Source organism: Qipengyuania sp. B-5 (assembly GCF_056857815.1).
On sequence record NZ_JBSXNU010000020.1, the window covers coordinates 1 to 14356 of the forward strand.

The window sequence follows — 14356 nt, forward strand, 5'->3', positions numbered from 1 at the left end:
CGAGAGTGCCCCAAACCGTGGTATCAGCCGTTTGTCGATGTAAGCCCGAGATGCATCGCGCGTGGAAGGCTTCCAATGCGGTGAATAGTCGAGCCAGAACTCCTCCGCGAATTCTGCAAAGAGTGGAGCCTTAAGCTTCTCCGGAGCAGTAGGCAGATCGGCAAGCGTCGCCTTGATGAGCAATCTGCGCGCGGCAGCGCGCGCGGCGGGAGCGCCCAGCGCACCTGCCGCCACTCCCGCGCTTCCCAGCGTCACCATTCGCTGCACGCCTCGCGTCCTGTGCTTTACGATCCACGTGAGATGTCCCGACTTGCGCTTGCGAAGTCCGAAGCCGGGAAGTTCTGTATCCCATGTTATGCCGACCGGAAGAGACTTTCGGCGCGCAACATAGCCGGTCAGTTTGAGACGATGGGACTGCCTGCGGCGGGATACTGCTGTGCCTTGGCTACCATCTGATCGCTCAGCCTTTCGGACTTGCGATGCTTCTGTTTCTTCGTGCCTTTTTGCCATTCCATGCAGCTACCGCTGCGTACGGTGTGCTGGGTCAAGCCCATTCTCAAGTGCGCGTCCGTGACCAGGAAGTTCGCCCGACTTCACCTGCGAGAAATGCTTTTTGTTTCAACCGGATCGCGAAGCGTGGCGCGGCAATTGAGCGCCGAATGGGTTTGCAGAATGAGACACCTCCGGGTCAGATTTTTCCTGATTTGTTCCGAAATGGGGACCAAATAGCCATCACCAGCAGGAAGACCGCTGCCTGCTGATCCACCCACCATTTCCGGTGTTGCTTTGGAGAAAGAAGGACGTATATGTTCACTTTCTGTTCCTGCCTATTGCAAAGTGCCTCAGTGTGCTGCAAGGTGCTGCAAAAGGGGAACGGCGATGGCAGCCAAGAATCGAGTCACGGTCAATCTTGAGGACGAGGATTACGAAGCTCTCGTTGACGTTGCCACGAGAGCCGACCGCTCAATTGCATGGGTCGGAAGGCAAGCAATCGTAGAGTTCCTAGCGTCTCAAGAGCGGAAAGAAGTGCCCCTTCTTGCGACCGCGGCAACGGGCGGTTCGTTTCATGGAAAACCCAAAGGATGAAGTATCTCGGCGGCGACATATACCAAGGTGACTGCCTCAAGGTGATGGCTGACTTGCCCGATCAGTCAGTCGATCTAATCCTTTGCGATCTGCCTTACGGAACCACGCAGAATAAGTGGGACAGCGTCATTCCGTTGGACGAGCTTTGGTCTCAATATCGAAGGATCATCAAGCCGAAAGGGGTGATCGCGTTGTCATCCCAGGGTATCTTCACAGCGCGACTGATGCTGAGCAACGAGGCGTGGTTCAAGTACAAATTCGTGTGGGTGAAAAGCAAGCCTACCAACTTTCTCAATGCTCGTCGGCAGCCCCTTCGGCAGCACGAGGACATCTGCATTTTCTACGGCAGGCAACCTAATTACAGGCCTGTCATGTCGAAGGGTGAACCGTACGATAAGGGGACCCGCAAAGCGCAGTATACCGGAAGCTATGGGGACTTTAAGCCTGTCCAGGTAAAGAGTGATGGCGAGCGGTTTCCGACCGATACGCTCTACTGCAAGACAGCTGAAAGCGAAGCGGGCGGCCGAGTGTGGCACCCCACGCAAAAGCCCGTTGCGTTGGGTCGATACCTTATACGAATGTTCACTGGGCCGGGTGACGTTGTCTTGGACAACGCGTTCGGAAGCGGAAGCTTTTTGGTTGCCGCAGCGCTTGAGGGGCGGCGTTTCATCGGAATCGAAAAGAACGAGGAGGTCCACCTCTTCAAGGAAAAGCAAATTGACTACATCAAGGTCGCCGAGGAGCGGCTTGCTGAGGTTGAAGCAGCCATCAAAGCCAAGACTCCCGCACCGCCATTATATTCGGCACTTCAACCTGCGGCGCGAGCTGGTCAACCAAACCGTCGGGGTATGGTTGATGTCGACGCCGTCATTAGAGACTCAGAGAAGCTAACCGCGTGAGTGGTCCCTCAGCCAACTACAACGAGCGGTCATGGGCGATTGATTTGATCGGCCATATGAAGTTGCTCGCCGCCCGCGATAATCGTTCGATCAAAGACGCAGGCGGTGAGCAAACCGTCAAGGCGGACGGAGGTAGCCTCTTCCCGGATGTCTTGCTTTTCGGCGATCGTTCAACCGCGCGGATATTGCAGGGTTGGGAATTGAAGATGCCCGATACGAGCATCGACGATTTTGAGTTCCGCGATAACGCGGAGACCAAGGCGCGAGCTCTCGGCCTCGATAGCTTTTTGCTTTGGAACGTGTCGCATGCGCGGCTTTACACCCGCAACGATGAAACCGACGAGTTTGAAACAGCGGAGCGTTGGGATGAACTTTCGGACATCAAGACCCGCGCTAGCGTGGCAAGCAACCGAGGACGGTGGGAAGCCCTAGCTGAGAAAATTTTCGGGCATCTGAATGACCTCTTTGACCGTGGGTCACTCGAAGGTCGACAGTTCATCGACGCTTATCGCAGCGGTGGCGTAACATCTCTCATTATGGAAAATGCGGGGTTGGTAGCGCAGGCGCTGACGGATGCCGCGCGCCGAGATTCTCGGCTCCGAGCCGAGATGACATTGTGGTGGGACCGATATCGGGCCGAATATGGCGAGGGCTCCAAAGAGCAGGTCTTAGCGCAAGCGATCATATCCAATTGGATTGGGAAAATTCTATTCGGACACATTCTCAGAGAGAAGGATGTGCGCGCTCGGCGAGTTGCTGCAATTGACGAAAATACCACTCCTAGCGAAGCTCTCGACCTATTCCGGCAATTGTCTGAGGACTGCAATTTTTGGACGATATTCTCGGATAGCCTGGGGCTAAATCTAGTGCCCACGCCGGTCTGGGACCAACTCTTACAGTTCCACAAACTGCTGTCTGACCTACGGGTTGGTTCGGTCGACCAGGGTCAGCTCTCCGGAGTGCTGGAAGCCACCGTCGAGGTGGCCGTTCGCAAACTTCGCGGGCAATATCCCACACCAATCGAGCTCGCGCGCCTCCTCACAAGCCTCTGTATTCGGAACACGGTGGAAGACCGGGTTCTCGATCCGTGCTGTGGAAGCGGGACGATTGCGCGCGCAGCAATCGAACAAAAGTTATCGGCGGGGGTCGATCCTGACGAGGTGGCTTCAACGGTTTTCGCAGGCGACCAAGATCCACAAGCGGTGCAAATCGCGACCTTCGCGTTGGCAAAAGCAAGCCTGATGCATCAGCCGCTACGCATATTCCAAAGGGACGCCTTTTCCCTGGAACGCGAAACCGATCTCGACTTCCGGAATCCCACAAACGGCAATGTCTTTGCCGAACGCGTTGGCCAGTTTGACGCCATTACCAGCAATTTGCCTTTCGTGGCGCAGGCCGGACGAAAGCAATATGGGAATGCCCTTGACCGCGTGGCTGCAAACCTCGGCGAAGGTGGCGAACGGTTCACTCGACGCGCCGACGTTTCAGCATATTTGCCGTTCGCATTGCATCCGCTTTTGAATGACAATGGGCGCCTTGGAATCATCATTACCAATGCATGGCTTGGTACGGATTGGGGCGATGATTTCTACTCGCTACTGGGCCGCTATTATGATCTGAAATGCGTGATTACGTCTGGAGCTGGCCGTTGGTTTCAGAACAGCGAGGTTGTTACCAACATCCTGATTCTCGACAAGAAGACTGATCCATCAACGCCCAGCGGCAATGTTAAATACGTGGTTTTGACCCGACCGCTAGAAGAGCTTGCCGATGAGGAAGCGGTTGAGATCGCAGCGGCTCAAATTGAGCTCGGGCAGACGCAGAATGACACGATGACCATTCGCGAAGTCAGCCACGCTGACCTTGCCCGGTATCGGCAATTCGGATTAGCCGGGAACGCGCAATTCGTCGATTGTGATTGGGTTCTAAGCCTACCCCTGAGCCCACTGACCGATCACTTCGCTATCCGGCGTGGAGAGCGTCGGGGAATGAATGCGCTTTTCTACCCTGATGCTGGGCACGGCATCGAGGCGGAGTACATCAAGCCGCTAGCGAAAGGACCGAGCGACTTTGCCCGACTGACAAGTCCCGCCGCAAAGGTGGCCTTCTCTTGTTCCCGATCCAAAGCGGAACTTGAAGCTTTGGGGCACAAGGGAGCACTGGCTTGGATCAAGCGATTTGCGACGCCTGAGAATATTGCCAAGTTGAGCCGGAATGGCATGCATTGGTATGAGATGCGCGCGGACACGCTGACCGATTTGGTGATGTTTATTGCTTATGGTGACCGTCTGTTTGTCGGTCGTGTCGATCCGCCGGCATTCGCAGATCAGCGCTTGGTTCGACTTGATCCAATTCGCGAGATCGACATCGATCTGATGCATGCGTTGCTCAACAGCACGATATCAATGTTCCTAATCGAAGGTATGGGGTTTGGAAGAGGCTTGGGTGCCTTGGACTTGAACAAGGATCGCATTGAGAATTACATGCACTGCCTCGATCCGGGGAAACTCGACACGGCAGGCATTGAAGCGATCAAAGCGGCGTTCGCGCCTCTTACTTCGCGCGATATTCTTGAGATTGCGGATGAGCTGGAGCAGCAAGATCGTCGCGAATTCGACCAAGCGGTGCTGAATGCCTTCCGGTTAGAGATTGATCTGGACCGGATTTATGATGCCCTGCTTTCACTTGCAGAAATCCGCCGTACCGCGAACGAATAGTTAGGCTCAAATATAACCAAATCGTCGTCCGCCGGGCCCATTCCTCGTCACAAACTGGGCATCAATGCTTTTTGATTGTTTGACGATACTCTTGAATTCTGGGCTCGTGATTTTAAGCAGCTGTATTTTGAATTTCTTGGTTCCAGGGAGTTTCCGGAACACAACTGCAAGATCGGACCGGCTCGCTCCTGACGCAGGCCTCATGGTTGTGCGGTTCGCGGCGGATTGAATGGACGCGGAATTGAACATGAGACGCCACATGTCGTTCTGCTCTCGTTTCGTGAAAACGAGGGCGTGCTCCTGTCCATCGACAGTGACGAATTTTCTCTTTTCCTTTGATGCACTCAAGGCGAAGTAGGGCATCATTGCCTTCGGGAATTCGAGGTCTCGCCCGCCAGCATTTGCGCTTCCGACTTCAAGCCAGGCGATAGTCGCGCTTTTCGGGCTGCCATCAAACGTGGGTTCTTCGCCAACAACTTCATTCGCATCGGGCTCAGGTGGAGCGGCACCAATCTCCGCAACTTTCTTCCGTTGCTTCTTCGCCTTTTTGTACAGCTCCTTATAGTCTGCAAGCTCCTGAACGGTAGGAGAGTGACCCAAGTTCCACATCTCCCGCCACTGCTTCTTAAGGGCGTCGGCTTCCTTTGCTGCCTCGGCGGTCAGTATCACGGCAACTTCACCATTCTTGCGAAGACCGTTTACCGTCATGTTTCCCGAGCCAATGGCGGCAGCAGCATTGCCCTTTTCGCTCGAAGACCAGAGCAGATACATCTTGGGGTGAAATCTGCGTGATGGTGTAAGCTTCACAACACGCAGTTCGCTACCAGGCAACTTCTCGATGTACTCCAGCGCTTCTGGCTGGCTGATCGCGTCGTCTAGACCGACTACCCATCTCGATACTTGCGGGATGCCACCCACCGCCAAGGCGAGCGCTTTCACGCCGGGTAAGGTGGCGTACGCAACGGCGACATCCAGACGGTCGAATTTTCCTGCCGCACTGGAAGCGGATAAGGCCTTACCCAGCGTTTGGTCTGCCGCTCCACCCTGCGAGATCAGCGTCCACTTCAACGCAGACCGCCAAAAATGTGTATGGTCGTATACCCAGTCATTGATGCACCCCCTCGAAACGCAGGATGCACATGAAAATCGAGAAGTCTACAGCACGATGCTTATTCGTGCGTCACGAAGTCATTGAAGAACCCGAGCAATAGCATCACCAATCTGCTGAACCGCTTCGAGCAAATGGCCGTCATCAAGGTGAGCATACCGGGCCGTGGTCTGCACATTGGCATGGCCAAGCAGACGCCCGATCATCGGCAAAGTTTCCTTGTTCATCGCTGCGTGACTGGCAAAGGTATGGCGTAAGTCGTGAATGCGAACGCCGGGTAGCCCTGCCTCGTCTCTAAGCCTGCGCCAGAAGCTATTCACGCATCGAAGTGGCTTGCGGTAGCTGTAGTTCCAGAACGGATATGGAATCCTCTCGAAGCGGGGTAGCGCGGCGATCACTTCACGGGCTGCCGAGCCAAGCCAAACCGTTCGTGGGCCGGTCTTGCTGTCGCGCAAGTGCAGACGGTTGCCCTTGATGTCGCTCCATTCAAGCGTGAGGATTTCGCTCTTGCGACAACCGGTCAGCAACAGGAGCGTGATGGCCGCGCCCGCGCATTGCTTCGTGCGATCATCTGATGATCGCAACTTCGCCAACTCCGCACCCAGACGGGCCAGCTCATCATTGGTAAGGAAGCGCTCGCACTGGCGCTTGCGGTTGGGCCGGACGGAGCGGCACGGATTGGTGTTTTCGAGCCGGTAGCCCCATTCCTCAGCCTTGTTCAGCATGTGCTTGAGGATTTCGAAAGTCCGGTTCGATGCTCCCGGCCCGGTTCGATTGTTGAGGTCCGCAAACCAGCTCGTGACGTGCCCCTCGTTCAGTTCGTCGATGTAGACGCCAGCAAAGGCGTCATCGAGGTAGCGGCGGCGGTAGCCGGTGTGCGTTTCCAGCGTCGATGCTTTCCAGCGAGGCGCCCAGCGATCCCAATATTCGGCCACGAAATCGGCGAAGCTCGGCGCGGACCGGATGCGCTGGCGCTCGGTCGCTGGATCGCGACCGACCTGCGCGTAAGCGATGACGCGGCGCGCGACCATCTGCGCCTGGTAACGAGTAAGGACCGATGCAGGCCCGATTGTCACCGTGCGCATACGTCCCGCCATGCGGGTCTGCACGATGTAGACGTTTCGACCGCTCGGATAGTGGCGGATGCCAAAACCGTGCTCGACACCAAGCCAGGTCGTGGTGCGCGCCTTGCCTTTGGGAACGAGCTTGAAGTTGACGGTTGCCCCAACCTCGGCAAGCGCCTCTTCGACGATCTTCTTGAGACTGGCGGCAGTCATGGCCTGAGACCAATCGCCTGCGCCAGCGAGCCAGATACCCGCTCGGCGGCTTCGCCGATCACGTCATCGGACAGGTGGGCATATTTGGCGGTCGTCTCGACCAGCTTGTGGCCAAGCAGCTTGCCAATGGTCGACAAGGGCACGTTGTCCATGATCGCTGTCGAAGCGAAGCTGTGGCGCAGATCATGAATGCGAACGTCAGGCAAAGCGCAGCGCCGCCGGAAGCTGTACCACCACTGGTCGAAGTTCAACGGACGTTTTCCGGTGCGGTTCGGGAAAACGAGATCGCTATCTTCGCGCCTTTCGATCCCCGCAAGGATGTCCTGCGACTGCGAATTGAGCCAGATCACCTTGGGACCGGTCTTGCTGTCCGGCAGCACCAATCGGGGCGGCCTCACCCACTCCCAGCGCAGATTCTTGATCTCGCCCACGCGCGCGCCAGTGAACAAGAGCAGGCGAGCGATTGCGACCTCTGCCGGTCGGTCTGCCTCGGCTTCACGTAATGCCACTCCAATTCGGCGATACTCGGCTGGCGTCAAATAGCGCTCGACGCTTTGCCGCTTGTAGCGCGGCATTCCTCGGCAGGGGTTCGAACCTGGCCGACGCATCTTGAGCGCTTCGGCATATTTGAACAGCGCGGACAGCACGGGCACGGCGCGGTTGAACTTCACCTCGCCCTCTCCCGCACATCCATCGCGCCAACGGTGGATGTCTGGCGGAAGGATGTCCGCCACCCGCATGTCGCCAAAGACGGGCTTGAGGGTGAGACGCCAAGCATTCCAGTTTCGCAATGTCGTTGATGGTTTCCAGACGCGCGAGAGATCATTCCAATAGGCCTCGACGAAATCGGTCATCGTCGGGGTAGCCTTGATCACGGCGCGCTTGGGCAAACCATCGAGCGCGGCTTCGGCAAGGATGCGGCGGGCCTGCGCCCTCGCCAGTCCTGCGTCAAGTTCGTCCGTCCTGCCAAGGGTGATGCGGCGATGCTTCCCGCGATGCCGCAAGCGAACAAACCAAAAGTAGTTTCCGCTCGGTCTTACACGCAAGCCGAAGCCCGCAAGCTCGGTGTCCCAGATGCAATATTCGCACTCGCGCAGCGGCAGTTTGCGGCGGGCGAAATTGCCATCGAGAAGCGCTCGACGGGCTGACCTTCGACGTTTGGGGACCATATGGCATTCGCCCTCATGCAAACTGCCCCCGGAACCCTTGGAATTACTGTCATTTACGGGGACCGGGCAGCATTCAACAGCACTCTCTCTGCCGAGCACCTTGAGCGTTTCGCGCACTGATTTTATTGCACTTTTTCCCAAAACACAGCAGTGCTACTGCGTCCGGTGTGCCAATTCTGTTCCCCATTGTGCGGCGAAATCCAGTGATCATGGTCGCTCCTTTCTCTAAGGCATTTTCCAACTGAGCCCTCGGAGGCGCGAGCATCCAGTTCGCGACCGTAATTGAGCCTGATCTGCGTTTGAATGAATACCACGCACAAGGACCGCACACCCCGCAAAGGCGGCGGCAAAGGAGCGCGTGCGGTGCCCGGGACCGGGGCCTGTCGGTTCCCGCGGCACCGCGCCGGTCCGACCCGCTGTCGTTCGGGCGTGCGTGCGGGGCCCAGAACAAGAAGGCCGCGCCCGCAGGAGCACCGCCGAAGGCGGGGCGGGACCGAGCGCGACCCCAGCCCCGCTCCGCTTTTCGTCCCGCTCCAGTGCCAGCGAACACGAAAAAAGGCAGGAACCGTCACCGGCTCCTGCCCTCGTATGGTCGTCAGTATTCGTCCAGCATGGCTCCATGGACCGTGTGCACCACGCGGCTGGCGAGATGCGCAGGCAGTGCGTTGTAGTCACCCTCGTCCAGGGCGAAGTAGCCCAGGTCTTCATCTTCCACCACGTGCTGGTCGAAGAAACTGTGCTGGGCGCGCCTTTCGGCAACTGCAAGCGCTTCGAAATAGCTGTGCGCGTTCATGTCCAAGGTGCTGAGTGTAGTCATGATATCCTCCTGAAACCTGTCGCTGAGACGACAGGAAACAGGCGGAGGGGCATGGGGCCGGCGGGTCAGGGATCGCCCCGAGGGCGACCGCGAAGCGGCGGTGGGGGCAACGATTTTGTCGGACCGGAGCAAAGCGCAGGGGAGGCAAAATGGTGGGGCCCCGCCGTCCTTGACGCGCCGGCCCCATGCCCATCACCCTTGGAATTCGGTGAGCCAGCCCCCTCCCCCGCTCCGTTACGTAGTGCAAGGGACGACCAGCGCGATTGGACTTTCCTACAGGCTGTGCCCGGGTGCATGTTGATCGAAGGGAGGAACCACCGAGGGGTGCAGGAAAGGAACCCCGATGCCAACCAAACGAAGCGCTGTCGCAGCACTCCGGAAACTCGAGGCCGACCGGCTGGCACTTGCCGAGCGCCAGAAGCTACTTGAAGCTCAAGCCGCCCTAGAACTGGGACGCATCATCCTGGGAACGGGGCTTGAGACCTTCTCGAAGAAGGCGCTCGCAAGAGTTGCCGGAGAGCTCGGAAAGCTCGGTGAAGAGGCGTCTCTGCAGAAGCTGCTTCCACCGGCTCGCTCGTCTCCTCGCACCGAACAGCCATCCGGAGAGTAGGAACAGCAAGAAGGGGCCCTGTCCGGTTGGACAGGACCCCTTCGGGAGGGAGATCGACGGGAGAGTTCAGTCGATCTCGGGAGCATCTTTGTTGTCGTCGTTCTCGCCGGAGCCGTTGCCGCGGGAGAGGAAGTCGACCTTGTCGGCGAGGATTTCGGTGCCGTAGCGGGTGACCCCGTCCTTGTCCTCCCACTGGGTGTAGTGGATGCGGCCCTGGACGCTGACCAGCTGGCCCTTGGAGCAGTACTGGCCGACGGTCTTGGCAAGGCCGTTGAAGCAGGTCACTCGGTGGAACTCGCTTTCCTTGGCGGTGTAGCCGTTCTCGTCCTTGTATGTCTTGCCGTCCTTGTCCCGTGCTGGGCGATCGGTGACGACGGTGATCCCGGTGACGTTGGTGCCGCCCTTGGTCTCGCGGGTGTCGGGCTCGCGGGCGATGCGACCGGTGAGGATTGCGATATTGGTCATGGTGTAAGTCCTTCAGTTCCTCAAACCGGAGACCATCTCCGGCTTGCGAACATCCAGAAGAAGCAGGGCATGGGAGGACTGCACCGCAGGAGCGAAGCTCCAAGGGAAACCTGTTCATGACGGGTGGTGCGGGCAGGCGCGCGAAGCGCGACAACACGGCCGTCAAAGGAACGGGTTGCTGTCCTCAGCTGGCCTGGTTCAGGACTGTTCGCGACAAAAGCCGGATGGGTATCGGGTGCGGGTCTGAAGGCTCGCGTGTTCCCGATGCAATCAGCTTGCCCCATCGTCTTCCGATGCCGCTAGGAGATCCATAAAGTTGCGCGCAGCTTCCCGGTCTTCCTCGTTCTCGAACGCCACATCGAGGTCGGGGGCGGACCCGAACATGTGCAGGAACGACCACAGTGCAAAGCGCTTGCCCCGGTCCTCCTCAAGGCCGAAATCGACCCGGCAATGCTCGATGCCGGCTGCAAATGTGTCGGGAGCAACCGCGGAGAGGTCGGTGGTAGCAAAGTAGCGCTGCAGCAGATCGTCAAGTTGCATGACCTCATGCATAGTCGGGTCGGCGCCGAATGCACATCCAGGCAATTCTCATGCAGATGATGAAGGGCCCCTCAGGACCCGGGAGAGGTGCCCAAGTGGCCACGACGATCGACCACGGTGATCCGGCGCGCCTTGGCATCGATGACGAGCCGTTCGGTCACGCCATTGCCCGGAAAGGCGACAACGTAGCGCGGATTGAGCGAGAGCATCTGCTCGTTGCGCTTGAATCCGGCGCGGGCACCAAGCCGACGATCAAGTGAGTAGGTCAGTTGCTGTACTTCGCGGCGCTCGGCCCAGCTCGCGGCCAGGCGATCGGCACCCTTGCCGTCGCCACCATGAACCAGGAAGAGATCAGGAACCACATCGCGAACCTTGTCCAGCGTCGCCCAAACATTTTCGGCATAACGCTTCGCATCCTCGGCGCTCTCGAAGCTTTGGCGACCACCGGCAAAGACTACCGGAGTGCCCTCCGGAATCAGGGCATGACGCCGGTTCTCCGCGCGTGCGCGGAGGAAATCGCGGGCATCGATCACGGCCGATGTGAGATTTCGCGAATGGTTCGTGCGCGAGCCGGAAACGGGCTTCCACGAGGAACCGGTCTCGTCGCGATAAAGTGCTGCCGTCGCCTCGCGCATTTGCTCGAAGGCCAGCATGCTGGCTTCGGCAGCCTGCGCGCGCTCGACCTGCTCTTCCAGATTGCTCGAATGCACTTCGGATCCATCAGCGGATGCCAGCAGAGTCCGGATCTCGTCGCTGGCCCGATCCAATTGAGCCGACTTACGGCTGGCTGCGCGGTGAAAGAGATTGACCATGCCCCAGGCAATATCCTCGGCATCAGCCTCCAAAGCAGTGTCGGAAAACATCGCGAAAAGGTCGGACCATACGGCGCCAAGTGTCTGGTCGATCGCGTCCTCGCAGGGAAAGTCGGTTGCATTGAATGGGGCGGGCCTGATGCTGAGGCTTGAAAGGTCAAGGCCGCTCAACTGGTCGATGAAGCTGTCGTACATGGGGTGTCTCCTGATCGCGGGGACAAGGAGAGGAGGCACCATTGCCTCGGCCCTGTCCGCCGGAGCCCGATCAGAGCCGGGAGAAGGGGCGAGACGCACCGCGCAGCGGGAAACCTGCGGCCCTAGGCTGGCGCGGGCAACACGGGCCGACGGGCCGCAGGTTGCGGCTCGCCACGACCGGCCCAAGGGCCTCTCCCGGCGGACTGGGATGAGGCAGGATCAGGACCCGCTGTCGCAGGTGGATCGGGAGCGCTCGAAGATCGCTTCACCATTCGAGAACCGCCCGACCAGGCGCAACTCACCAAACAGGTCGATGAACCTTCCCGACACTTGGGCGAGCCAATGCCGTGCCCTTGCAGTTCGTGGGACGTAGAAGTCCGCCTCCCAGTACCGGGCATCATCGCGTTCGGCGAGCCAGATCGCGGCGAGCCCGCAATAGGTCGATATGCCGCAATCGGTGAAGGCGTTTCGCAGGAGGATGCGGTTCTCGCGGCCGCGCCATCCTTCGAAGCGTTCAAAGGAAGGAAAGGCCGCCTTCGCGGTATCGATGATCTCGTCGACTAGGCACTCGTAGGCCCAGTCGACATCGCCGCCTTCGCCCTCATCAAGCAGGCGAAAGGCCACCACGGAGCCAGTTGGATAGCTGACGGAACGTCCCATCTCACTGCTCCTCAGGCTGCATCAGAGAGATCGATGTCGGCCTCGCTATCGCAGGATTGGTGACCCCCAAGCTCGAGCAACAGGCTTGCCGCTTCCTCGGCCTTGGCCGCAGCGGTCAAGATCGCGCGCTCGTCCGATTTGAGGATCTGGAGCCAAGACGCGATGTAGCTGGCGTGATGGTCGAGGTGGGTGACTGGAAGACCCAGTTCGGCCCCAAGAATTGCTGAGGACAGTTCTGCGATCAGTTCTTCGGCAGCATAGGCGTCGCTGCCGAAGCGGTTCTTGAGATCGCGGTCGAGCCGCGAAGAATGACCCGTCCAATGCGACAACTCGTGTGCGAGTGTCGCGTAGTAGTGGTCGTAGGCTTCGAATAGTTCGGCTGGTGGCATGGTGACCCGGTCGCGCAGCGGCTCGTAATAAGCCTGCGCACCGTGATGGCGCAGGTCTGCGCCGATATGAGCAAAGAAGGCATCGAGCCGGTCTTCGCGTCCTTCGGGCTCAAGTGCGGCAACCAGCGGCTTGGGATGGTAAAATGCTGGGAGGCCATCGCACTGGTCAGCGTTAAACACGGCATAGGCCTTGAGTACGCGCCGGTTCTCGGTGTCTGCTTCGCCTTCGGCGTTCTCGACCTCTTTTGTGTAGCTCTTGTAGAAGATCGCGATGGTCGATTTTTCGCCTTTGCGGACCTGTCCGCCGAGCGTTTGGCACCGGCGGTAGGTCATCCAGTAAGGCGAGGTGTACCCGCAGCCGTCGGCTACCATCCACAACCAGAAGGTGTTCATACCGCGATAGGGCGTTCCGCAGGAACGCAAGGGCCGGGAGACTGGCACCCCGCGCCACGGCTTGACCCAGGGCTTCGTGCCTTGCTCGAGCTTTTCGATGATGGCAGCGGTAATGCGCTGGGCTGGCGAAGTCGAAGCACTGCGGCGATACTTGGTCATGGGAGTTCTCCTGATGGCCGGGACGGACATATCCCGGCTCAGGATGAGCAAAGCTGCCTCCTCTCTCCTTCAATGATGACCGTTATGCGCCCTCATTCCAGACATACAAAAGGTCGCTGGAAGCTCTTCAAACCGGACATCGGAATGAGGCTTTGAACAATGCGGTCAAGTGGCACTCAAAAGAAGACATCGAACTTGTCTTCAGGGAGACAGGTATGCCGAGAACAAAAGAAGCATCGCGAATCCACCAGCAAATGCTGGGCTTGAAATTCGGCGGGAAGCACCCGGTTCGTCAGCCTCGGGTACAATTTCTTCGATCGTTGCGGTTAATAGGAGTCCGGCGAGGAAGGCAAGGGTAATTCCAGTCGCGAAATCTCCTGCATCCTTCAACGCCACGTAACCCACTGCAGCTCCGAGAACTGGGAGCATTGGGTACGCTGACAGCATCACCATTCGTTGCGTTCGTGGCATTGCCGCCGCTCTGAAATTGGCAGCGATTGCAAAACCTCCGGGAAGGTTGCCGATCACCTGTGACGCAGCCAACAGCACTCCAAGGCTCGCTGCGACCGCCGCGCCGCCGCCAGTCATCAACCCATCTGTCAACAAATCCACGCCAATCGCAACGTAGGCTCCGACGGTAGTCGCGCGTATCCGATTGCTCGGCAGGCTCAAACTTAGAGCACGAGATAATCTGGCAATACCGACAGAGGCGAGAGAGCCGCAAACTAGCCCTACAGCGAGCAACCAAATCTCAATGCGTTCCATCGCTCTTGGCACCAGTTCCAAAGCAGCGACTGCAGTGGCAAGTCCCGCTGCGGCATGCATTGCTCCGCCCACAAGCCAAGGAGGGGGCTTGCGCCACTCCGCCAAACCAACCCCAATTAAACTGCCAAGCGCCGGCAGCAATGCGAGCAACAGAACGGAGCCTAGATCGATGGCATCAGCCTTTTCCGGCCCAGCTATTCCCGGGAATGACCATTCCGTAGTGATCGTACCCAAGGGCGGGATCTGAATGAAAACGATTGATCACATTGAAATGCTCGTCGAATCCAGTGCAAAA

Annotated in this window: 15 protein-coding genes; 3 read left to right on the forward strand and 12 right to left on the reverse strand. The window is 58.5% G+C overall.

Features of this window, described 5'->3' with window-relative positions; genetic code table 11:
- Together AC13CE_RS01210 and AC13CE_RS01215 are read right to left on the reverse strand one after the other, a co-directional pair.
- A partial coding sequence (locus AC13CE_RS01210; RefSeq protein WP_482971202.1) for a tyrosine-type recombinase/integrase occupies positions 1 to 258 on the reverse strand: 258 nt, incomplete at its 3' end.
- Between the two features lie 137 nt (positions 259 to 395).
- Positions 396 to 548, reverse strand: coding sequence for a hypothetical protein (locus AC13CE_RS01215; RefSeq protein WP_482971203.1), 153 nt, complete (start codon positions 546 to 548; stop codon positions 396 to 398).
- A gap of 534 nt (positions 549 to 1082) precedes the next feature.
- Here AC13CE_RS01215 and AC13CE_RS01220 point away from each other — a divergent pair.
- Positions 1083 to 1985, forward strand: coding sequence for a DNA-methyltransferase (locus tag AC13CE_RS01220; RefSeq protein WP_482971204.1), 903 nt, complete (start codon positions 1083 to 1085; stop codon positions 1983 to 1985).
- Positions 1982 to 4702, forward strand: coding sequence for an N-6 DNA methylase (locus tag AC13CE_RS01225; RefSeq protein ID WP_482971205.1), 2721 nt, complete (start codon positions 1982 to 1984; stop codon positions 4700 to 4702). The genes AC13CE_RS01220 and AC13CE_RS01225 overlap by 4 nt, the downstream gene beginning before the upstream one ends.
- Positions 4703 to 4708: 6 nt before the next feature.
- Here the strand turns inward: AC13CE_RS01225 and AC13CE_RS01230 are convergent, their stop codons facing one another.
- The 4 genes from AC13CE_RS01230 to AC13CE_RS01245 form a co-directional block, all read right to left on the reverse strand.
- Positions 4709 to 5770, reverse strand: coding sequence for a phospholipase D family protein (locus AC13CE_RS01230; RefSeq protein ID WP_482971206.1), 1062 nt, complete (start codon positions 5768 to 5770; stop codon positions 4709 to 4711).
- Between the two features lie 120 nt (positions 5771 to 5890).
- Positions 5891 to 7087, reverse strand: a complete 1197-nt coding sequence (locus AC13CE_RS01235) for a tyrosine-type recombinase/integrase (protein ID WP_482971207.1) — start codon at positions 7085 to 7087, stop codon at positions 5891 to 5893.
- Positions 7084 to 8256, reverse strand: a complete 1173-nt coding sequence (locus tag AC13CE_RS01240; RefSeq protein ID WP_482971208.1) for a tyrosine-type recombinase/integrase — start codon at positions 8254 to 8256, stop codon at positions 7084 to 7086. Before AC13CE_RS01240 ends, AC13CE_RS01235 begins: the two co-directional genes overlap by 4 nt.
- Positions 8257 to 8851: 595 nt before the next feature.
- Entirely contained in the window at positions 8852 to 9073 is a 222-nt protein-coding gene (locus AC13CE_RS01245) for a hypothetical protein (RefSeq protein ID WP_029140018.1), read from the reverse strand.
- Between the two features lie 343 nt (positions 9074 to 9416).
- Here AC13CE_RS01245 and AC13CE_RS01250 point away from each other — a divergent pair, with 343 nt between their 5' ends.
- Positions 9417 to 9683: a DUF6437 family protein gene (locus tag AC13CE_RS01250; protein WP_083825588.1), complete on the forward strand. Its 267-nt coding sequence runs from the start codon at positions 9417 to 9419 to the stop codon at positions 9681 to 9683.
- Positions 9684 to 9749: 66 nt separating this feature from the next.
- Here the strand turns inward: AC13CE_RS01250 and AC13CE_RS01255 are convergent, their stop codons facing one another.
- From AC13CE_RS01255 to AC13CE_RS01280, 6 genes are all read right to left on the reverse strand, one after another.
- The gene (locus AC13CE_RS01255) at positions 9750 to 10148 is read right to left on the reverse strand and encodes a single-stranded DNA-binding protein (protein ID WP_011413783.1); all 399 of its coding nucleotides are present in this window, start codon (positions 10146 to 10148) and stop codon (positions 9750 to 9752) included.
- Positions 10149 to 10418: 270 nt separating this feature from the next.
- Positions 10419 to 10688, reverse strand: a complete 270-nt coding sequence (locus AC13CE_RS01260) for a hypothetical protein (protein ID WP_090481660.1) — start codon at positions 10686 to 10688, stop codon at positions 10419 to 10421.
- A gap of 71 nt (positions 10689 to 10759) precedes the next feature.
- Positions 10760 to 11695 carry a DUF2493 domain-containing protein gene (locus tag AC13CE_RS01265; RefSeq protein WP_090481505.1) on the reverse strand — a complete coding sequence of 312 codons (936 nt, stop codon included), beginning with the start codon at positions 11693 to 11695 and terminating at the stop codon, positions 10760 to 10762.
- Between the two features lie 219 nt (positions 11696 to 11914).
- The gene (locus AC13CE_RS01270; RefSeq protein ID WP_482971209.1) at positions 11915 to 12355 is read right to left on the reverse strand and encodes a hypothetical protein; all 441 of its coding nucleotides are present in this window, start codon (positions 12353 to 12355) and stop codon (positions 11915 to 11917) included.
- Between the two features lie 11 nt (positions 12356 to 12366).
- Positions 12367 to 13296, reverse strand: coding sequence for an ArdC family protein (locus tag AC13CE_RS01275; RefSeq protein ID WP_482971210.1), 930 nt, complete (start codon positions 13294 to 13296; stop codon positions 12367 to 12369).
- Positions 13297 to 13497: 201 nt separating this feature from the next.
- On the reverse strand, positions 13498 to 14295 hold the full coding sequence (locus tag AC13CE_RS01280) for a ZIP family metal transporter (protein ID WP_482971211.1): 798 nt from the start codon (positions 14293 to 14295) through the stop codon (positions 13498 to 13500).
- Positions 14296 to 14356: the final 61 nt, after the last annotated feature.